The following is a 21,293-nucleotide window of genomic DNA, read 5'->3' on the forward strand; positions in this document are numbered from 1 at the left end:
TCTCCTTTAAGTTCATTCCTGCTTTATTGCTGTCATCCATCCGGGATGGGGAAAAAAATCGCCCAAAACCATGTTTTCTCCTTCCTCTTTGGCTTATACTAATATCGATATCGTTTGACTCTCATCCGTTTTTGGATAGAATGATTGATGATGAGCCATGTAATAGTGAGGCGCCACACTAATATAGAGCAAGCGTACTTCTGAATTTATTTTTTGTCAAGGGAGAATAATGATGGGTCTTTCAAAAGAAAATGCCGTTTTAGCGGTTGAAGTTCTGGATCTGCTGTTTCGTGCCACACGTCATATCCAACAGGAATATGAAATGAAACTGGAGTCGCTTTCTTTACCGTTCCAGCTTTCAGGACCTAGGTTACGCCTATTGCTTATGGTTTGGCGTGCAGAAAAAATTCGGATGAATGAATTAGCGAGCAAATTGGGCGTGAAACCCAGAACCGTGACTGAATTGGTTGATGCATTGGAACGTGATGGTGTTCTTCATCGAACTCCTGACCCGAATGATCGCCGGGCAACGCTGCTGCATTTAACCGAGGAAGCTCTGAATCAGATTTCTCGTGTTCGGTCTGTACAAATGCAAATTTCGGATGAAATTTTGCAAAAGTTTTCCGCAGAACAGCGCACCCAATTACATGCCTTATTAAGCAAAATTTTTGAAGGAATGGAATTTGATTTTGTCTATTAACTGCATGCATGCGATTTCGTAGTGTATCCATCAAAAAATCCCCTCTGAGTAAAAGGCAGCCCGCCCACTCAAAGGGGAAAGAATTTTGGGTGCCGAAGCCCAAAGTCGTCTCGTTCGAAAAGTCCTTCGCTTGCTCGATACATACAAGGACATTGCTGCGCATCCGAAATTGTAGGCCATATTCCAAAATTCCAATGTCTACCATATTTGGATGCCTAGGTTCATAATATTTGTAAGCGTATACATTTGTTTTGGCTTCAGACAACCAAATACCGTCAGATCAAAGGGGGGATGCCGTTTTAAACCCGATTGCGAGCTGATTTTATCCCCATTTTTAAAGGAGGAACTCTGATCATGCGAAAGGGAATGTCTTACCTGTTGATCCTGTCGTTAATTCTGACCTGTTTTTCCATCTTCGCTACGAAAGCCGAAGCCGCGGACTATACGCGCGGCGTCGAATTATCCGGAAGCGCAGCCACCATATGGTTCAAATCCGCCGTCAACTCGAGTTGGGTCGATGTCCATTACAAAGTGAACGGCGGCGTACAGCAAAATTTCAGAATGGCTTACAACGCCAGCAAATCCCGATATGAAAAAGCCATCTCAAACATTTTCGCCGGCTCCGTGATTACGTATTCGTTCACTTACAATAACGGAACCCCAGCCTACGACACCGAAGTCTTTACTTACACCGCGGGTACCACGCCGCCTGCCTCTTCTTCCGGCTCTATTTATGACATTCTTCCATCTTCGATTCCCTCACCGGCAAGCGGCGCCGTTTCAGTCAAGGTCATGAACGGCACCAACGGCGCTTACTCCGACCAGCAGATATACTGGGGCGTTATCGGCATTAATCCCGCCAACAATAAGTGGAGCTATCTGGACCTGAACGGCAATCTGATCCCCATCTCCACCGCCTTGAACGATGCGCCGGGGCATTTAACCAAAAACGGCATCAATTACGCCAACATCTACCACAAGGTCAGCGATGCTCCCTGGGCCACCTTGCCCAAGATTACGGGGGGCCGAATGTTCCTTAGCGCCGGTACACCACTGTACATCAAAACCTATAACGATGGATTCGCCGGCCCCGATCTGAATAACCCGACCGATCCAAACCGCGATAACTATTTGGATTTCGCTGAATTCACGATTGATGCAGCCGGCTATCATGGCAATACGACACGCGTCGATGGATTCGGTTTCCCCATTCAGCATCGACTGGTCAACAAATCCGGTTCCTTCGATCGAACCACGGGTGAACTGGAATCCGAGACCCGAAGCGGAATCTTCACCAAATTCCAGGCTGAAGTTCCTGCCGCTTTCAAATCGCTGGCCACCGTTCAAGCGCCTTATCGCATCGTCGCGCCGATTCACGGTTCTTTCGCCCAGGGTGGCGCTAATGCCAACTATTTCGGCGGGTACGCTCCCTACAATACACAGGATATTTTCCGGTGCGACGGCGCTTTAACCAATGCGGCAACTTGTGCAGCCATTAATCGTCATGTTTACACGACGGGCGACTGGAATAACGTGTCGAATTACTATAAAGCGGCACCGGCCAATTATTACGCGAAATTTTGGCACGATCACAGCATTAACCGCTTGGCCTACGGGTTTCCGTATGACGATGTCAACGGCCAATCCTCTTATCTTGAAGTAAGCGACCCGAAAGGCTTGATTATCCGTGTCGGCTGGTAAATATTGTGTTGACAATGTTCGAAGAAAAAGCTCACAAAAATGAAGCTTATTTCCATCGCGTTGCTTTTAATTGGTTCCGATTTGGCGGCCAATATCTTGTTTCAGGACCGCTTGACATTGTCATGGCGGGGACTTGGATGTATTCATGGGGATCATTCCTTATGGACTGGCACTGGGCATATTTGGGAGCGTCCTCCCACCCCTTCTGTATTCGATTGGAATGCCGCATGTCGGTTCGGGGTTGGGAACCATTCTGACGTCATCCGAATTACCGGTTGTCGTCATCATGTCCTCTTTAGTGCTGGGATTTTTCTAAGCATTTTCAGAATTTCCGACATAAACGTAAAGACTTCTTCCTGCAAATAGTAGTTTTCACTGTAACGGGTTTAACGGCGAAATCATTTTATTTAAGAAAAACCGGAGGCGCTGCCTCCGGTCCTCTTTAGGTTGTACGTATATCCGAAATTGTGTACTCATGCCCACGTACCCCTTGATAATACTCGGGGTATATTTCTCCTACGCATGATTCATACGAAAGCCTTGTTGGTACCGAAGGATCTCCATCGTCCACCATATTGGCCGGAATTTCAGCCAAATTGCGCGGACGACTCGAATACATCGACGTCAATATGCGGTAACTCGATTTTCACAGGGAATGCTCTTTGAATATCGTCCGTTACCCGCGCTGGTTGTCCGGAGCGAGCTGCTTCTCCAAGAGCAGCTCCGCTGCCTTCCGGAAATACTCCGGATCAAACTCGGTCCTATCCAAGTAGCTCTTCATGACGAATCCGTCATATAACATTCTCAACTGCGCAGTCAGCTCCTCGGGCTGTCGTGCCCCGCCTTCCCTTGCAAGCTCTAGAACCCGAGACCAGAAACTCCTCTGAATGCCCAGCAACTTGATGTGGGCGGGGTGATCCGGATCCGGGAATTCGACCGCCGCGTTCAAGAACGGACACCCCCGGTAATCCGGCATCCCCATCTGTTCGGTCACATCGCGAATGAGGGTGTCGAGCTGTTCCTTAGGAGAGTTCGGATACAGCTGCCTCAGTTTTTCCAGCTTTTCTACTTTTAGTTCATCCCTAGATTCGAGATAAGCAACCGCCAGATCATCCTTAGTCGCGAAACTTCGATAGAAGCTTGCCTTGGCAACGCCGGACTCCTTAATAATCCGATCGATGCCGACCGCCCGTATTCCCTCCATGTAAAACAATTCGGAGGCGACCCGCAGTATACGATCTCTAGCCGATTCTTTTTGCATATTCGACCCCCGTCTCTATAGGTTTGGAAAAAAGTGTTTGACATGAGACAGATCTGTCTGTATCATTTTCATCGTAAAGAGACAGACCTGTCTACTCCATTATATGAAATCCTCTCGCCTCCTGTCAATCGAGCGAGTAGTGAGAAAGGGGAACTTTCTATGCCCAATACACTTTCGGACGCTTCCGCCCAGGTGGCGCGGACTCGCGACCCCGTCTCCAAAGGAGACGGGCGCAGATCGCGTCTGATGCTGCCGGCTCTGCTTTTGCCTGTATTTATGGCAGTGGCGAACGTGTTCATCGTGAACGTAGCCACGCCTTCGATCCAGAAAGGGCTCGGGGCCAGCTTCGCCGATGTACAATTCATGCTTACCGGGTATACTCTTACGTTCGCCGTTCTGCTGATTATCGGCGCCCGGCTGGGCGATCGGTTTGGACGCCGGAGAATGCTATTCATCGGAGTGGCCTTATTCACGATCGCTTCTCTGTTATGCGGCTTATCTGCCCACGTCACTCTGCTCATTGCGTCACGCGTTGTGCAAGGCGTCGGCGCCGCTCTGTTTATGCCGCAGGTTTTATCCCTCATTCAAGCCCATTATACTTCGGAACGTCGAGGTGCGATCTTCGGCATGTATGGAGCGACCCAGGGAATCGCGGCGACGGCCGGGCAGATAATCGGCGGTCTGCTTCTCCGCATGAATTTGTGGGATCTGGATTGGAGAGCGGTGTTCCTGATCAGCGTCCTGCTCGGGGCCCTCATATTGGCCCTGATTCCGTTTATTCCGGAATCCGGCACGCCGGATCGCGCCCGACTGGATTGGATTGGAGCCGGACTCGCCGCGGCCGGCTTGCTGATGCTCGTCTATCCGCTCGTGCAGGGACAGCGTCAAGGATGGCCCGCCGGCCTCGTCGTCAGTTTGCTCTTGTCGGCCCCTGTGTTGGTTTTGTTCGCCTGGTACGAACGGCGGCTGTTGCGCCGCGGCCGGCTCCCATTTATGAATGTCGATCTCTTCAGACATAAGGTATTCACGCCCGGCATTCTCGTCGTGCTGCTGTTGATGTCGACGCAGGGCGCCTTCTTCCTTGTCGCCGCCTACATGCTTCAGCTTGGACTTCATTTCTCGGCTCTGCAAGCAGGTCTTGTAATCGGGTCGATGGGAATGGGTTACTTCCTCGCATCGCTCTTCTCTTCCCGAGTCGCTGCGAAGCTTGGAGCCCATGTGCTGACCGTCGGTTCCATCTTGACGACAGCAGGTTACCTGCTGCTTAGCTGGGCGGTACGAACGACCGGGGGTTCATCCGATATCGGCGTGTGGATCCCGGCTCTAGCTGTGCTCGGCATCGGTCAAGGCTTCGTCGCCGCGCCGCTGACGAATATCGTTTTGGCGAAAATTCGCACAACGGACATCGGCTCCGCATCCGGTGTCATGACGACCAGCATACAAATTGCCTCTACGATCGGAATCGCCTTGATCGGCATCGTTTGGCTTAGCGCTCTTGGAGCCCATACCGACTCGATCTCCGCCTATCCCGATGCGTTTAACATTTGCTTATATGTACTGGCCGCCGCCACTGCGCTCATCCTTCCACTGGCATTGATGCTGGCGAGGCGAACTGGAGCCCGTCGATCGTGAAAGAGAAGAAGCCCCCGCGCAACCGGGGGCTAAAAGCAATTTATGAGGTACTTCCCGCCCCCCCCATTTAACCTTGAAAGACCGGTATCAACTGCTCATGTAAGGCTCCGTTCCTGACATAATTTTTTTAATAGTGTTGAAATAGAAACAAAAATTTGAATATACTATTGTTGATGCACTACGGGTTGGAGGACAGGCCATGAACAAAGAAGAACAGGTCGTAATGGGTTTCAGGGACTTATTTAACAAGCTGGTTTGGCTTAATAAGGGTAAGATGGAAAAGAGTCTTAAGGGTTATAAGCCTTCTGAAGTCCATTGCATCGAATACATTGAAAGAAATGTAGATTCCAACGTGACAAAACTTGCGGAGTCCTTTTATATGACTCGCGGCGCCATAAGTAAAATAACTAAGCAGCTCTTAAAAAAAGGCCTTATCGAAAGTTACCGGAAGCCGGATAACAAGAAAGAAATTTATTTTAGGCTTACTGAGCAAGGGAAAGTTATTTATAAAATTCATGAGGACCTGCACAAAGAATTTCAAGAGCGGGATAAAGCCGTATTCGAGCAGGTGACCGAGGAACAATTTGACAGTATGCTCAGCTTCGTGGAAAAGTATAGCAGGCATTTGGAGGCAGAAATAAAGAAACGGGGTTTAGATATTAAGGCGGAATAAATTTGAATAATGAAAATGAAACCACAGGCAGCCGGGCTATATTGAGAACGGGCTGCATTTTTATTGCTTTTATTTTGTTGACGAGGAAACAAAAATGTAATAAGCTAAGTTTGTTTCCTAGGAATCAAAAACATGATTTTTGAGGGGAGAATGCGATGTTTAAATGTAGATCGCACAAGGAACGGAACACAGAACAAACTATAGATAAACACGCTTTACCATTCGGTCTTATCTCTGTGTTTCTTTGCGGAATAGGCTTCAGTATCCTAACGCCCGTCGTCCCCTTCTTAGTGCAGCCTTATATAAGCCATCCGGGAGAACAAGCTATAGTTGTTACGCTGCTGACCTCTGTTTATGCGTGCTGCGTGTTTTTTGCGGCCCCCGTACTTGGAGCCTTGAGCGACAAATATGGCCGTCGTCCATTGCTCTTAGCGTGCCTGTTGGGTTCCGCAATCGGGTACTTCGTTTTTGGCATAGGAGGAGCTCTATGGGTACTATTTGCCGGGCGTATAATAGAAGGGATAACAGGCGGGAGCATAGGCACCATCTTCGCCTATTTTGCAGACATCATTCCTCCGGAACAGAGAACCAAGTACTTTGGATGGGTGAGTGCGGTTGTAGGTGTGGGCACCGTCATTGGCCCGACTCTAGGCGGATTACTTGCCAAGTTTGGTTATTCCGCACCCATGTATTTTGGAGCCGTCATAACTTTAGTGAATGTTATTTATGGATTCTTTTTTATGCCTGAGAGCCTTAAGAAGAATAACAGACTGAAAGAGATTACCTTTGTAAGACTGAATCCGTTTACCCAGCTTGCAAACCTGCTTTCCATGAAAAACTTAAGAAGGCTGCTTGTCTCAGCGTTCTTACTTTGGGTACCTAACGGATCTTTGCAGGCCGTTTTTTCACAATTTACAATGGACACTTTCAGTTGGAAGCCTGCACTGATCGGACTTATGTTTTCAATCATGGGCGTCCAAGACATCATTTCACAAGGTTTCATCATGCCGAAACTTTTGAAAAAACTTAATGATAAACAAATAGCGATTCTTGGAATGGTTTCGGAGATTATAGGCTACAGTCTGCTTGCGCTATCTGCTTTGTTCTCCTTCTATCCTCTTCTTATCGCTGGCATGTTTATATTCGGTTTTGGCGATTCGATCTTTGGGCCCTCATTCAATGGGATGCTCTCCAAGTCTGTCGATTCCAGTGAACAAGGAAGGATTCAAGGAGGCAGCCAATCTATTCAGGCTTTGGCAAGAATGGTTGGGCCTATCATTGGAGGTCAAATCTATGTATCACTTGGTCATGCCGCTCCCGCTTTTATGGGGATGATCCTTATAGCGGCGGCAATACCCGTTTTATCTAAGAGAACGCATGTAAATAGGTAAACTACCTTCATAAAAGGATACTTCTTCTCTAGAAATGCCCCTCCCCCATACCGATTTATTGTTTCCTGTTTTTCACTCGGAATCTCGCTTTTCATCAAAGACGAAGCGCAAGCTCTGGCACTGTATTCTGAAGACGGTAATCAGTTGTACGGGTTGGTCATCACATTCTCAATGATAGAGACTATCAGATACCAACGGTACATGTGAACAAAACCAGGTTGACTAAATCAGTGGACGTGTGGATGTGGCTTTGATGGTCTACCCGGAAATACATCCGGAAAAATGCATTCATCATTATTCTTTGGCCCAGGAGAACATTGTCCTGGTGTGCAGCAATGACGGCCCAGACCATTTCGATGAATTTAAGCGAGAGAACACCAACCATTTTTTTATTACGAATGAAGAAGGCTGTAGTTATCGGACCATGTTTGAGAAATATCTTGTTAAGCATGATATTCACACGTTTCAAACCATGGAGTTATGGAGTATAGAGGCGATTAAACGAACCGTTATGAGTGGACTTGGAAAGAAGACGTGGATAGAGGAAACCTTAAAATTGTAAGTCATTCCGAAGAGTTCGATTCGATATACTCCCATATGCTGATTAAAAAGAAAAGTGGCTATCTCCAACAGTAAAAGCTTTTTCTGAACTAGTCATAAAGTCGATCCGTGAAACGGATAACGAGCTCGAAAGATCAAGATGACCACTATTTATTCTCCTCCTCTATAGCGAGAACCTCCCTTGCTGTCTCTATGAAAGATAATAGGATTGGTGAAAGCCACTTGTCTTTATGCCATAACATCTGTGTATGCACGTGCAAGCCCGAAATTTGCCATGGAAGAGCAACAAGTTCGCCCCGCTCACCCTCGGCTCCCGCTACGATTTCAGGAAGAAAGGCAATGCCGATTCCCGAAATTGCACATTGTTTAATGGCTTCGGCACTTTGAAACTCTAAATAGGTAATACTATCGATGCCCTCTTTCTCAAATGACCGGTCAAACATGGTTCGATAGGGACACCCCTTTTCATTCGTCAGAAACACTTCTCCGTGAAAATCTTCCAACGGCATCACAGTTCGTTTTGCGAGCGGGTGATCCGGAGCAGCGAACAAGCGGAAAGTTTCTTCCACCAACGGTTCCACTGCAAGTCCCGTCGAGCGAATGGGCTCGTCCAACATAAAGACGACATCCGCGGTTCCCTCAAAAAGTGTTTGCTTGAGCTCTTGATTGGGAACGGAGCGGAAGATGAGACGCACTCCCGGATGGCGCGAACGAAATCGTTGAAAGACAGCTGGAAGACGATAGGCGCAAATAACCTCATTGGCACTTATCGTTAGGGTGCCGCTTAGAACTTCATTGTCATGAACGACGCTGCGCGCTTCGTCCAATTTGTCTAAAACGCTTTGGATATGAGTTAAAAAGCGTTTACCCGCCGTTGTGAGAACGAGCTGCTTGCCCAAGCGGTCAAAGAGACGAACGCCAAGCTCTTCCTCCAATGCTTTTATTTGCATCGTGACGTTGGAGGGGACGTAGTTCAGCACTTCCGCAGCCCGGCTGAAATTTAAAGTGAACGCAACCGTGCGGAATGTAATCAATTGGCGCAATTCCATCCTATTATCCCCCTTCTACTTTCAATATTATTGAATACTGCTTTGAATTCTATTCACTTTTATTGATGATACCTTAGGCCTATACTAAGTACAAGAAATACATTTTAAATGTGTGGGTTCATCTTGAAGGGAGCGACAATACGATGGATTATGAGATTTTTGAGTTGGGTGACGTAACCTTGCAATCAGGAGTGACGTTGCCGAGCGCTTTTCTTGCTTATAAGACTTATGGAACATTGAATGAAAAGAAAGATAATGTCATCGTCTATCCGACTGCGTTTGGCGACCAGCATGTTCAGAATGAATGGTTGATTGGAAACGGCATGGCACTGGATCCGCAGAAATATTTCATTATTGTTCCAAATCTGCTGGGCAACGGATTATCTTCGTCTCCCAGCAACACGCCTCCCCCATTCGACCGGGCTAATTTTCCGGAGGTAACCATCTATGACAACGTTAAATTACAGCATCGGCTGGTGACCGAAAAATTAGGCATTCAAAAGATCGCTCTCGTAGTCGGATGGTCAATGGGAGGCATTCAATCTTTCCAATGGGGGGCAAGTTATCCCGACATGGTGGAACGAATTGCACCTTTTGCCGGTGTTGCAAAGACTTGGCCCCACACGTATGTGGTCCTGGACGGAATGAAAGCTGCACTTATGGCTGCAGTCCGCTTCGATCCAAGCAAACTAAACCAGCTGACTTCTGTCGACATGTGCGCTGTTGGCCGTGTCTATGCGGGATGGGGATTATCGCAGGAGTTTTACAGAGAGGAACTTTATTGTGAGCTGGGATATGACTCATTGGAAGATTTTGTGGCTGGCGTCTGGGAAGATAGCTTTATGAAGATGGATCCGCACAATGTCCTAGCCATGTTATGGACCGGACAAAATGCAGATATTAGTGCAAACCCCTCTTATAACGGAGATTTCGATAAGGCGCTCAAAAGCATTAAAGCGCTTGCCTGCATCATGCCAGGGAGCACGGATCTTTTCTGCTCGGCGGACGATAACGAATACGAGGCTAAACGTATACCTAATGCTGTTTTTAGTCCTATCAAGTCGATCTGGGGCCATTTTGCCGGTCGCGGAATCAACAATTCCGATAATCAATTTATTGAGGATAACCTAAAACACTTGTTGGCGCTTAGTACAAACGGATAGATCATCATTATGCCTACAGATTGAATCTATTATTTTTCAATAATCCCCCAGTTCAGTTCGGCAGATGTAGCAGCTAATAATTGGAGGAGCGCAGATTCAACAAGCTCACCGGTCAACACTCCTTTACGAAGCTTTATAGATATGTCCATGATATCGAGTGCTAGGACAATTTTCAATTTGCCAATTTCCTAGTGCCCGTTCATTTTCTCATTTCATTCAGTAATCGCGCGCTGCATCGAACCAGCGTTGAGCCATCTCCTCTGTTATAGGCTGGCCAATTAGGTGGTCAGACTGGCTGAGTTGCCATACCGCTTCACCAAGGTCTTCTCGTTCAGTGGTTTCGATGCCCTTGAGGTTGTTGAAGCGCACAGTGAAAGCGGTAATGGCTGCCTCGGCTTCAGCAAAGCTGCGGGCCTCGGACAAGGTTGCCTGTGCAACGTTGTATGCTTCATTTGCCAGCTTGGCCAGACGTTTAGGCCAGGACGAGAACGGGCGGCCGAACTCGGTCGTCCACCACTCAGGCTTTCGTAATTGGCTCACTGAAGCATGGTCGGTCCAAGGGCGGGTTTCAGCGCGTGTTTTCATTTGCTGTTTTAGACGCTTGCCGGCGATCTCTTCCACATTGTAAGCGATAAACCTGTCAAGTAACGGCCATGCGTTCAAGGTCGGCAAGTCCCCCAGATCAGGCATGAAGCGCAGCTCCAGGTTCGTTAACTGGGCATGATGAGTCATTAAGTCCAGATCGCAGAAGTTTCCCCACAAGCTCAGTGAGTCAAGGTTTGGGAACCGATTTAGACACTCCAGCGAGATGGGCTGTCCCAGCGGCGTGTTCTGTAGCGTCAAGCTCGTTACCTGATGCAGCTCACCCAGGTCGGGCAGCAAGAAAGGAGGATCATTTTTGCGTCGACCGGTGCTCGGTGCTAGTGTCAGAGAATATGGCAGATCGCCTGTGGCCGAGAAGCGTGATAGATCGCCGGACACACTCAGGCGGAAATACCGCTTCGGAAGCTTCAGGCGCAGAGACTTGCCGGACTGGTCCAACTCGATGTGCAAGCCATGCAAATTGGACTGACTGGCGTCCGCCACCGTGTCTGCAGACAGGATCGGAGTCCACGTCATCTCTTCAATGGGACGTTTCTGCGCCCAGTCAAAGAAGCCTGAGTCACTGCCTGTATAATGCAGAAATCGCGGCCAGGGAGAGCCCGCCGGCGTGGCAAAGGCATCGAATACGGTCCAATCGATGTGCGCATCAGGCGCGACATGAAGATCTGCCTTCTTCCCCAATTGCGACGGTCCAATGGATAGACTGCCCACACCGGGCTGAATGACAAGAGTGTGACTGCGTGGTCCTGTCAGGTCGATAGAATAACGACCAACTTCTCTAACAGAACCAGTTGAAGGACGAGCTTGGCTATCATTTGGCATTTCTATCATCCTTTCTTCTAAAACATATCAAGTCATTTCGGCGGTTTCTCTCTCGTGAGAGATTCATTTATTTTTTAAATACGGAACGCTCTTCTACAATAACGGTCACCAGCGTGCAAAAGGAAGCCCGTGTCCTCCTCATCCATATCCAGAAAAACTTCATCGATCAACACCTCATGAATGTCCGCCGGAAGTTCCTGAAATACGCCGTTAAATCGGAACATAGTAGACGGTCAGAGTTCCCGAAAGCGGATGCTTCTACTCCGCCGCTTCCGCCAACCATACTTGCATAGCCGGAGATTCCGCCCGATTCAAACGTAGGGCAATTTCGGTATTGATCTCATCCGGCGGCATGACTTCGACAAGGACGCATACTGACTCTCGCAGTTGATTCAAGGCAAACACGCCTTCATCATCGAGCATTTTCATCGCCAGCTCCATGGCCTTCAGCCTCAAATCAAACTCGCGATTCCCTTCGTCATTATCAAGATCCGCAATGAAAGGACGCTCGATAAATCGTTGTTTAACGTGATCGAAGTTCTCATCCCCGAAACAACAATAGGGCGAATCGGCATAGGACCATTTGATGAGTTCCGCAATCGTCGATCCCGGTGTGTCACTTTCGTCTCCTTGCCTGGCCGATTCCATCTCCAAAGCTTCCCACGACCAGGCGGAGATGCTTGGCGCATGTCCCTCGCCAGTAGTATATAGTGTACAGTAATAGTAACGTTCGCCATTTTCAAAAAGAGCGCGAAAAGACGTTCTGGCCGCATCGGCGATCTCTATCGCCAGCGTCTCTATTTCTTGCATCGGCTTCATGACAATGGTCCTCCTTTCCGTTAGTCGATCAGCTCAGGCCGTCTTCTATTTGCTCCAGTCTTATTTCGTCTCCAATTGAGCCCAGATCACCCGGGCGCGGCTGATCTCAAAATCCAGCCGCAGCGCGCAAGCTTCCAACCTACCTATCATTTATTCTTATTTAAGAACGCTCGTCAATCAGCCGTTCTAGAAATTCCGCAAACGTTGAAGCATACTCATCGATCAAATCATTCATGAGATCATAACACATGATCGGAAATTCTCCCTGTTTATCTCTAGTAGACGTATCAAAAAAATAAAGTTCGTCGCTATCCGGCACGAACAAGTCCAGTCTGTGGGGAAACCGCCCTACCCACCATTCCTCGGCTTTATTCAGTCTGTGTATGTAAAGAAGGTCGCCGTCGTAATACTCTCTGTGTTCCGGAGCAGCGATCACTAGAATATTCCCGCCACTCAACAGGGCATTACCGTAATGAACCAGCCACCAGCGATAAGATGGCGGCAGGCGGAATCCTAATTCCTCTTCGGCTTCCGCTATCCAGCTCTCTTCCGCACCACGACCAGGAAACCATTTTAAAGCGGAAGTCGTTTTCAGTTTTTCTGCCAAACGTTCATACATGAGTTCGATCCTCTCTCTCTATACATGGTTTATTGTAAGTTTGGATGAGTCTACTGCTTCTACAAATGATATGGCGGGCTTTTCCCACTATATCTGAACAATGCTTCGATCATTTGCCTCTTTTATATGCATTAGCCAATTGGACTAAATACCAGACAGCCACACCCACAAGGGCAGTGAACACAAGATTTATGCAGCCGAACACGATCAGCGACTTCGCTTTGCCGGGGCCGATCCGGAAAGCGGCCGCGAGCTGGAAGACGGCGGGTAGTAGAAACGCCAGCCAAGAGACGGTTATAAGCTTTTCTGTTTTGAAGCTCCACCATACCGCCGAACATGATGCAACGAGCAGTACCCAGGTACAGATAAACTTTAACGCCAACATTATTTCGGCATTCCTCCGTTTTCCTTAATTATACATAAGTTCAAGTCAACAGGTCTTCTGCCGCACGATAGTCCGATTTTATTGACGGCTAACCCCATGGCTACAATCAAGTTTTCGCAATATGCCTGAAGGCCGTCGAATGAATCGGCGGCCTGGTTGTGTGATTAACTATCGATAAATGTAACAAAAAGCTTTATTCACCATCGTACATTTTTTATGGAGCGGTAGAGGGATTCTGGAGAAACGAAGTGGCCGCCAAGAATACTCCCTTTTATTGAAAACCCAATTTTAATAAAGATTGTTGTATTTCCTGGTCTGCTTTACTTTTGAAAGTTGCAAACTCTACTGAAGATAAAGAACTTGGAAGTTTCTGATTGATAAAGGAATCAAAATCGATTGCCGTTTTGAAAATGCGAAGCTTGTGCAGCAAAGGCAGTTGCTCCATTCCCATCAAACGAGTCAAGCCTTTACAATTCCTGATAGATAGCTCCTCCAGTGCCTTCATTTCCTGGTCAAAGCTGATTTCTTGCAGCTTGATTTGATCCTCAATAACAAGTCTCTTCAGCGCTTGAAAGGCCGTAATATTGGTCAGGTCATGAAAGCCGCGCACTCTACTGATCTCCAGGTTCTCGATTGTATTCTCTTCAATTTCCTGAATATGCTCTCGGCCTCCAAGCAAAATGCGAAGGTGCTTCAGCTTCCTCAGCCGGTTAATAAAATGTAACGGCAGTTTGCTGATCGAATGCAGCGCGAGATAATTCAAGTCCTCCAGATAACCTATAGCATCAAGGTTTTTAACCTTGCCCCCTACATGCAGCTCTTCCAGATAAGAGAACTCTTTAAAATAGTGCAGGTTGAGGACCTTTTTATCCGAGATAACGTTTAAAATTTTTAGAGAGCGCAGCGTATCAATCCCCAGAATTTCCGAATTCTCCAGCTCGTATATGCCTAAGCTCAAACTGGACAGGTTATCCAGCTTGGCCAATGCTTCGGTATTATGTGCCTGGACGAGACTATTGAGCTGCAGCATTTTGACATGGGGAACCCGCAAGAGAGTATGACAATCAAAAGACAGGGAATAGTGGGCGTAGAAGCGGACTCCGAAATCCTCATCCCAGCGCGCGCAAAGCTCATCCACTTCTTCCAATATGGAGCCATAAAACTCCGGGTGAGAGAACTGGACAATGACTTGGTTGCCTCCGCGCAAGTCCTGCTCGATCTGAGCCTGGTCCAGCGCAACAGGATTATTGATCAGAATCCTTCTTTTCCATATTTTGCGCATTCGTAAATCCTCCTAGTTGCCTAGATCACAAGTCCGTATTTACTGAAAATCCACGATTCGCTCAAGTCGTGAATCGCATCATAGGTTATACGCACAGAAGGCTTTTGCTCCTTCACAGCCTTTCAAAATTCATATTTCTCAAATCGTTCTCTGAGAGTTTCTTCGTGCGGTATCCATTCCGAATCACTCCATAAAGACATTCTTACGAGTTCCGACAGCTTATCTACGGCTTGTGCCGGACTTGTAATGCTAATGAAGCCGTCAAAATCCTCATTACGGATATCCAACGCTTTCCGCAGGTAGTCGTCATTAAGACGCTCTTCTTTGAGTTGTTCATATTCATCCCTCGTCCACTGTTCACAAAAGATTCTTTCGCCCCCAATGTCTCCATTCTCGAAAAACGACAACTCGAATATTTCCTCATTCATATATGCGGCGGTCATCACTGGCCCCTCGATAAGCCGGGACAACGTTTTGCCGACCTCCTTCACCGTACCCCATACAAAATAGTCGTGGAGCACGCTGACCCAGTTCTCGTTGCTTTTGCTTACGTACATGACATCTTTGATCTCTTGAGCCTCATTATTTGGCTTGCCTAATACGTTGCCATGCGCTTCGCTTAGCTCTCTTAATGCTTCGACAGTCTTCTCCAGGTTTTTCGACTTGATATGCAAATTTGCGAATGATCTTCCCACGAGATGGCCCCCTCTAATCACTTTCTTACTCAGCCTGATTCTTGTTTATAACCGATAGATTGGTTCTATGTTTGTCTCTTATTTCCATTATAGTGTTTGTTTGTCCTGAGTCTACCTACATTTCACCTGAGTTTTGGAAATGACCTCTGCAAGGGAAGAGATATAGCCATGTACGTCCAACACAATCTCCAGCTCCTTCCCTGCGCGCTTCGCTCCCTCATTAAAATAAAAGAGGGTGTCCCTCCGTCATTTTATGACTTTTGGGACACCCTCTGTCGAACTATTCCACATCCCTACAACACTCTCCAACTTTCCACAACAAAATTTTTCGCCGTCACTTATGATACGGTTCACCGCGCTATCTGTAACGGCAAGTTTTAGGACCACCCTTTGCGGAATGGCCCTTTCTTTGATCTCATTGAAAACGCATAAGCGTTTGTACATCCTACTTCTCCTGCTCCTTTATCACCTGCTCAATCCCCAGCAGAATCAGCTTCAATCCGAACTCAAACGCTCCGTCGGTCCCCATCAGCTCGAACAGCCCGTTCGTGAACATCCTCCGGAACAGTCCCGCTTCGCTCTCGCTCATGGAGTCCAGAAGGCGAATCATCTCCTCACCCGGAAGTGCTCCCTGGTCCTTAAGGATAGCGGAGACATTGCGCTCATGCTGATAATCGTCCAGGACGAAGTAGTAGACATAGTTTACAAGGGTGAGAACTACTTGCATCTTCTGCTCATGGTCAAGCGGCGTTGATTCCACACAGAGCAGCATACGGTTGGTGAACCGGATGATATCCGGTTCGTGGGGCAGCGTCATCATCATGAGCTGTGTGGAGCAAGGATACCGGCTGAGTACACTCCGTACCGTTACCGCAAGTCCCGTCAGCTGCTCCTTCCAATCCCCCTCGGAACGGAACTCCTCCAGGATTATTTTCGATACCTGGTTGGCCAGACGCTGGTAAAGATCCTGCTTGCTCTTGAAGTACCAGTACAGAGAGGGAGCCTGAATCCCCAGCCGGTCGGCCAATCGTCTCATGCTGAATTTCTCGATGCCACCTTCCCCTAGAAGTTCCCAGGAGGTTTCCAAAATTTTATCCTCCGAAATCTGAGGCTGCTGCTTTTTCATCGATATCCGCCCTTTTATCTAACAGTGTAAGTTTATACTTTACAGGTTCATAGCTTCATGATATCATCTAACACTGTAAGGCACAACCTAACACTGTTAGAGTAAGGTCCAAAATAAATGAGGAAAGTAGTGACCCGCATGGATGCAGAAAACCTTCATTACTTTGAAAAAGCGCCAATCGCAAAAGCCGTAGCTCACTTCGCTGTACCGATGATGCTAGGCACGTCAATGAGTGTCATCTATTCCATCTTGAATGCCTATTTCCTTGGTACACTGGGCAATACGGCCATGTTAACCGCACTCGCACTAACCTTGCCGTTATTCGCGGCCATTATGGCGCTGGGCAACTTGATTGGCATGGGCAGCGGCACATTCATCTCCCGTTTGCTGGGAGAGAAAAAAGTTGAGGATGTAAAGCATGTGTCTTCATTCGCCTTTTACAGCAGCTTGGTTCTCGGTGTTATCGTGATGGCCGTCGGCCTCCCGTTGATCGATCCGATCGTTCATGGCCTGGGGGCAACGCCTGATTCCTTCGGATTCACGAAGGACTATGTCACGATTATGCTTATGGGTTCACCATTCGTCGTATTATTTTTCACGCTGGAGAATATCGTGCGCTCGGAGGGGGCAGCCATCACATCGATGATCGGTATGATTCTTAGTGTTGTCGTAAATATTATTCTCGATGCGTTAGTCATCTTCGTGTTCCATTGGGACGTGATCGGCGTTGCGTCTGCTACGGTTATTTCTAACTTGGTTGCGAGTGCATTCTACGCCTTCCATATGAAAGATAAGAGCCCATTCTTAACCGTCTCCGTAAAATGGTTCAAGGTTACCAAGGACATTTTGAGCAATGTGATTAAAATCGGAGTTCCCGTCTTTATCATGAGTATCTTTTTGGGTGCCATGTCGCTTATCTTTAACCATTTCCTTGTCGAATATGGGGATCAGTCCGTAGCGGCTTACGGAATTTCATCCCGTTTATTGCAATTCCCGGAGTTTATTCTGATGGGCTTATGCGAGGGTGTCGTGCCGCTCATTGCCTTCTCTTTTACAGCGAATAAATTACGCATGAAGCATACGATTGGATTTACGATCAAAGTGATTGTGGCGTTAGCCGTCCTGTTCGGCATCATCGTCTATTTGATTTCCGGCCACTTGATCGGTTTATTTACGAATGACCCGCAATTAATCGAAATGGGCAGCTACATTCTGCATGTGACGTTCTTATCCTTGTTCATTACGGGAATGACCACATTGTTTACGGGAATCTTCCAAGCAACAGCGCAAGGAACCGCCGCGTTTATTATGTCAGTAATTCAAGGAATTACTCTCATTCCAGTGCTCTATATCGCCAATCGTATGAACGGCTTCCATGGGGTGGTCTGGTCGCTCGTTATTGCGGATGCCGTCGCGTTCCTTGTCGGTGCCATCATGCTGTATGCTTTGCGGAACAAATTGAAGCCGGATTTGGATCATTTAGTACAGTAGAAACATACAACCGCAAGAAGGCAGGATAAGGGCACTCCCCGATCCTGCCCTTCCTAGCGATCAGGACTGCTTCGGCTTTATAGGTACGCCCGGATCGAAGCGGTCAAATCGCTAACCACACTTCCGATTTGTTCCGGTGTCAGATGAAAATCGTTCAGAGTCCATTCGATCAGCATCATATGCACGATGGAGGATAGCGATTTGCCGGCGTACAGCCCATGGAAATGAAGCGCTCCCTCCCCGTTTCCGCCCGGCTCATTTCTTCTGCTCGCGAGCAGCTCGTCGAAGTAGTCACAAATGCTTTTATAGATGAGCTGCCTGATCTTGCGGTCTTTGGTCAAGATACTATGGATTAAGGCGGCAGGAGCATTGCGTTTCCAATTGCGAAACAGCAGGACGAACATCTCTTCGTCGAACGAGGTCTTCATCCCGACGCCCAAATCGTGCCACATCCCTTTCATAAATCCGTCCAAATAGGTTAGCAGAATGACGTCCTTGTCTTGAAAATTTCGATAAACGGTTTGCCGTGCAAGCCCGGCCCTATCCGCGATCTCGGTTATCGATATGTGGGAGTACTCTTTTTTTTCCATAAGTTGAAACAAAGCCGTTTGAATCCATTCCTGCGATCGTAGAGCAAGCTTGCCTGACTGCGCGTTCAACGTGTGACACATCCTCTTATCGTGTAAATTTCGATCTTATTCACTCAACCGGCGCTGCATGAAAAGCATTATCGTAACCGATACAACTATACCATAGGTTACACCTGGCCATCCGCGAAGTTAGGTAAACGTTCAAAGTGTGACACATTCTCTTAAGTGTCTATTTTTACTCTCATTTCCTCGACAAGCATTGCATCCCAAAAGATTTTATATTAAGGTAGACAAGGATCAGACGTGTTACAGCTGTAACGTTTCTGTTTTCATGGTAAGACGCATCATTCAAATCAAGGGAGTCGTCTGTAAACTTCTATTGAGAATGATAATCATTTTTAGAAACCGAAAGGGGTATTACTGTTGGGAAAATCAAAAAAATGGATGGCGTTGTCTCTCCTCCTCCTCATATCCTTACTTGTCGCAGCCTGCGCCAAACCGAACGCATCCCAGCCGCAGGAAGAGAAGAACAGTGGAGCTCCGGTCCGCACGATTAAACATGCGATGGGCGACACGCCCATTACAGGAACTCCGCAGCGCGTCGTCGTGTTGACGAACCAAGGCACCGAATCTTTACTGGAACTTGGCATTAAACCGGTCGCTGCGGTAAAGTCTTGGATTGGCGAGCCCTGGTTTGATCATATCAAAGATAAGATGGACGGCGTAAAAGTTATCGGCGACGAGACGCAGCCCAATCTAGAGCTTATTGCCAGCCTGAAACCGGATATTATTTTAGGAACCAAGGTCCGCCACGAAAAAATATATCCGCAGCTTTCCGCTATCGCACCCACCGTCTTTACGGAAAATCTCGGCGATAGCATGATTGAAAACTTCGAGCTGTATGCGAAGGCGCTAAACAAAGAAGCCGAAGGAAAAGCGGCTCTCGATAGCTACAACAAGGCCATTGAGCAAACGAAGGCGGCCCTGGGCGATAAAACGAAAATGCGTGTTTCGCTGGCCCGATTCCAGCCCGGAAAAGTACGCGTTTACTACAAAAACAATTTTGCCGGCGTCGTCCTTGAGCAGCTGGGTTTTGCCCGCCCGGAGGCTCAAAACAAAGATAAGTTCACCGACGATCTTACGACGGAACAAATGAACGTGCTTGATGGCGATGTGTTCTTCTACTTTACTTCCGACCGCAACGGTGAAACCGATGCCTCCAAAACGGCGGACGAATGGCTGAAAAGCCCTCTCGGACAAAATCTGAACGTTGTAAAAAAACAACGGACTTTCAATGTCGATGAAGCGGTGTGGAATACATCGGGAGGCATCATCGCAGCCAAGCTGCTGGTTGAGGACATTAAAGTCCGTTTCGAGAAGCTGAGCTTGTAGGCGTCCCGGTGAGCGCAAGCTTCGGCTCATTCCTCTCCCCTTTCGAATTGGGAATGAAATCGTGAAAACTAAAAAAACAGCTCGTTCCTCATCCGAGGGCGGGCTGCTTTTGCTTTAAGTGTCTACTGTATTGGGTACAGTTTGTCGTGCCGTTCCGCTTTTATTATTTTTACAGCTAGCTGATTCAGCACGCAGTCCTGCGAAGCTTTTGCATAAAAAAACAATGCAGATACAACGGATGTCGTATCTGCATTGCAAAATCGTATCGCTTTTATCGTACCTCTTTTTTTATTACCACGGAGTGTCAGAACTTTTAAGAACAACTTCTCCTTTTGGAAGACCTGATCCACCGTAAATAGTCACTGTATAATCGCCTGCGGGAACAGATGGATTATTATTATTATTTATAACTTCTACTGCTGGTTTACCGTTTTCAACGGTTTGATTAAAAATAACCTTATTCGAAGTGCCGTTGTACTTTACTTCGACTCTAAAAGATGCTGTTCCTGTATTTTTTGCATACAGTTTAACATTTCCATATCCACTTTTCACATTAAAACTGTTAACTGGGTCCACTACGTTACCTTTTAAATCCCAAGTTAGTGTATTCCCGATTGCATGAGGAGTAATCCCTATGGATTTTAAATTGTCATTTGCCGAAACAGCACTAGAATCTCCAGTAATAAATGCGGTAGTAGCGCTTGCAGGTGCAACGGAAATTAATAAAGCAGAAGAAAGGATAGTTGCGGAAGTCACTAATTTTGAAAAAGTTTTTTTCATTCTGTAACACTCCTTTTTTAGGGATCCATAATGAATTTCATAAGTTACCACAACTTTACTACTCCAATACCTGAATTAAATTTTGATGCAACAACCGTATCCTCATCACCACCATTTATTTCATAATTTACTAAATATTACAATTTGATTATACAATAACAATTTTTCGATTTCAAGAACAGCTATGTATCCTGTCATCTAATTACCCTAAAAAGGTCGTCACATTACCATTCAAGGTAATGATTTACACAAAAACCAATCTCATTTTGCGTTTAACGATCTAAGCTCTTGTTTTCTCCATTTTTGAGTTACGTTTTTGTCGCTTTTAAAAGTTTTAAGGCCATCCCTTTGCGGGATGGCCTTTCTTTTTGATGCACACCTCAATAGATTGAAATGTCCGTTCCATAAAGGTGAAAACGGAGGCGTTTTGCAATAGACTGGGAAGAATAATTATCCCACGATGTACTATATAAAGGGATCCTTCCAGACTATGATTGTACAAAGATTTGCCTCCTCTGTTATTTGTCCTTCACCTTTTCCCTGTACAATTTAATTATC

The 21,293-nt window shown here is 47.1% G+C and carries 20 protein-coding genes and 2 pseudogenes; 10 read left to right on the plus strand and 12 right to left on the minus strand.

The annotated features are described in order from the left end of the window. Positions 1–232 precede the first annotated feature (232 nt). From HMPREF1207_RS27255 to HMPREF1207_RS30460, 3 genes and pseudogenes are all read left to right on the plus strand, one after another. Positions 233–700, plus strand: a complete 468-nt coding sequence (locus HMPREF1207_RS27255) for a MarR family winged helix-turn-helix transcriptional regulator (protein ID WP_009674855.1) — start codon at positions 233–235, stop codon at positions 698–700. 354 nt (positions 701–1,054) lie between these two features. Further along, positions 1,055–2,401: a glycoside hydrolase family 64 protein gene (locus tag HMPREF1207_RS27260; protein WP_009674826.1), complete on the plus strand. Its 1,347-nt coding sequence runs from the start codon at positions 1,055–1,057 to the stop codon at positions 2,399–2,401. A gap of 21 nt (positions 2,402–2,422) precedes the next feature. Further along, positions 2,423–2,708: pseudogene (locus tag HMPREF1207_RS30460) on the plus strand (EamA family transporter); the annotation flags it as partial. A gap of 369 nt (positions 2,709–3,077) precedes the next feature. On the opposite strand, the gene HMPREF1207_RS27265 reads toward HMPREF1207_RS30460, so the two are convergent. After that, complete coding sequence (locus HMPREF1207_RS27265; RefSeq protein WP_009676792.1) at positions 3,078–3,662, minus strand: TetR/AcrR family transcriptional regulator; 585 nt, start codon at positions 3,660–3,662, stop codon at positions 3,078–3,080. 159 nt (positions 3,663–3,821) lie between these two features. Here HMPREF1207_RS27265 and HMPREF1207_RS27270 point away from each other — a divergent pair, with 159 nt between their 5' ends. The 4 genes and pseudogenes from HMPREF1207_RS27270 to HMPREF1207_RS28560 all read left to right on the plus strand — a co-directional run. Next, positions 3,822–5,294, plus strand: coding sequence for an MFS transporter (locus HMPREF1207_RS27270; protein WP_016424200.1), 1,473 nt, complete (start codon positions 3,822–3,824; stop codon positions 5,292–5,294). A gap of 199 nt (positions 5,295–5,493) precedes the next feature. Beyond that, complete coding sequence (locus HMPREF1207_RS27275; protein WP_009676746.1) at positions 5,494–5,967, plus strand: MarR family transcriptional regulator; 474 nt, start codon at positions 5,494–5,496, stop codon at positions 5,965–5,967. Positions 5,968–6,122: 155 nt separating this feature from the next. Next, a complete protein-coding gene (locus tag HMPREF1207_RS27280; RefSeq protein WP_016424201.1) occupies positions 6,123–7,358 on the plus strand; it encodes an MFS transporter in 1,236 nt (411 codons plus the stop codon). Positions 7,359–7,548: 190 nt separating this feature from the next. After that, positions 7,549–8,062, plus strand: a pseudogene (locus tag HMPREF1207_RS28560) (LysR family transcriptional regulator substrate-binding protein); the annotation flags it as partial. 3 nt (positions 8,063–8,065) lie between these two features. Here the strand turns inward: HMPREF1207_RS28560 and HMPREF1207_RS27290 are convergent. After that, the gene (locus HMPREF1207_RS27290) at positions 8,066–8,968 is read right to left on the minus strand and encodes a LysR family transcriptional regulator (RefSeq protein WP_009673991.1); all 903 of its coding nucleotides are present in this window, start codon (positions 8,966–8,968) and stop codon (positions 8,066–8,068) included. A gap of 143 nt (positions 8,969–9,111) precedes the next feature. On the opposite strand from HMPREF1207_RS27290, the gene HMPREF1207_RS27295 reads away from it, so the two are divergent. Continuing rightward, entirely contained in the window at positions 9,112–10,131 is a 1,020-nt protein-coding gene (locus tag HMPREF1207_RS27295; protein ID WP_016424203.1) for an alpha/beta fold hydrolase, read from the plus strand. A 29-nt stretch (positions 10,132–10,160) separates the two neighbouring features. Here the strand turns inward: HMPREF1207_RS27295 and HMPREF1207_RS29525 are convergent, their stop codons facing one another. The 8 genes from HMPREF1207_RS29525 to HMPREF1207_RS27335 all read right to left on the minus strand — a co-directional run bounded on the left by HMPREF1207_RS29525 (position 10,161) and on the right by HMPREF1207_RS27335 (position 16,482). Continuing rightward, positions 10,161–10,307, minus strand: a complete 147-nt coding sequence (locus tag HMPREF1207_RS29525) for a hypothetical protein (protein WP_009673988.1) — start codon at positions 10,305–10,307, stop codon at positions 10,161–10,163. A 40-nt stretch (positions 10,308–10,347) separates the two neighbouring features. After that, complete coding sequence (locus HMPREF1207_RS27300) at positions 10,348–11,556, minus strand: hypothetical protein (RefSeq protein ID WP_009673990.1); 1,209 nt, start codon at positions 11,554–11,556, stop codon at positions 10,348–10,350. A 258-nt stretch (positions 11,557–11,814) separates the two neighbouring features. Beyond that, positions 11,815–12,375 carry a DUF4303 domain-containing protein gene (locus tag HMPREF1207_RS27305; RefSeq protein WP_009673985.1) on the minus strand — a complete coding sequence of 187 codons (561 nt, stop codon included), beginning with the start codon at positions 12,373–12,375 and terminating at the stop codon, positions 11,815–11,817. A 160-nt stretch (positions 12,376–12,535) separates the two neighbouring features. Beyond that, the gene (locus HMPREF1207_RS27310; protein ID WP_009673989.1) at positions 12,536–12,994 is read right to left on the minus strand and encodes an SMI1/KNR4 family protein; all 459 of its coding nucleotides are present in this window, start codon (positions 12,992–12,994) and stop codon (positions 12,536–12,538) included. Between the two features lie 109 nt (positions 12,995–13,103). Then, a complete protein-coding gene (locus HMPREF1207_RS27315) occupies positions 13,104–13,379 on the minus strand; it encodes a hypothetical protein (RefSeq protein ID WP_016424204.1) in 276 nt (91 codons plus the stop codon). A 271-nt stretch (positions 13,380–13,650) separates the two neighbouring features. After that, entirely contained in the window at positions 13,651–14,661 is a 1,011-nt protein-coding gene (locus HMPREF1207_RS27320) for a hypothetical protein (RefSeq protein ID WP_009674150.1), read from the minus strand. Positions 14,662–14,783: 122 nt separating this feature from the next. Further along, a complete protein-coding gene (locus HMPREF1207_RS27325; RefSeq protein WP_009674142.1) occupies positions 14,784–15,356 on the minus strand; it encodes a hypothetical protein in 573 nt (190 codons plus the stop codon). 445 nt (positions 15,357–15,801) lie between these two features. Further along, positions 15,802–16,482: a TetR/AcrR family transcriptional regulator gene (locus HMPREF1207_RS27335; protein ID WP_009674152.1), complete on the minus strand. Its 681-nt coding sequence runs from the start codon at positions 16,480–16,482 to the stop codon at positions 15,802–15,804. Between the two features lie 138 nt (positions 16,483–16,620). On the opposite strand from HMPREF1207_RS27335, the gene HMPREF1207_RS27340 reads away from it, so the two are divergent. Next, positions 16,621–17,973, plus strand: coding sequence for an MATE family efflux transporter (locus tag HMPREF1207_RS27340; protein ID WP_036740409.1), 1,353 nt, complete (start codon positions 16,621–16,623; stop codon positions 17,971–17,973). 77 nt (positions 17,974–18,050) lie between these two features. Here the strand turns inward: HMPREF1207_RS27340 and HMPREF1207_RS27345 are convergent, their stop codons facing one another. Continuing rightward, positions 18,051–18,632, minus strand: a complete 582-nt coding sequence (locus tag HMPREF1207_RS27345; RefSeq protein WP_016424206.1) for a TetR/AcrR family transcriptional regulator — start codon at positions 18,630–18,632, stop codon at positions 18,051–18,053. A gap of 354 nt (positions 18,633–18,986) precedes the next feature. Here HMPREF1207_RS27345 and HMPREF1207_RS27350 point away from each other — a divergent pair, with 354 nt between their 5' ends. Further along, positions 18,987–19,955: an ABC transporter substrate-binding protein gene (locus HMPREF1207_RS27350; RefSeq protein ID WP_009674139.1), complete on the plus strand. Its 969-nt coding sequence runs from the start codon at positions 18,987–18,989 to the stop codon at positions 19,953–19,955. Between the two features lie 291 nt (positions 19,956–20,246). Here HMPREF1207_RS27350 and HMPREF1207_RS28985 read toward each other — a convergent pair whose 3' ends face one another. Next, entirely contained in the window at positions 20,247–20,735 is a 489-nt protein-coding gene (locus HMPREF1207_RS28985) for a hypothetical protein (protein WP_082211346.1), read from the minus strand. Positions 20,736–21,293 lie beyond the last annotated feature (558 nt).

The sequence above is a fragment of the Paenibacillus sp. HGH0039 genome (assembly GCF_000411255.1).
Lineage (GTDB): Bacteria > Bacillota > Bacilli > Paenibacillales > NBRC-103111 > Paenibacillus_F.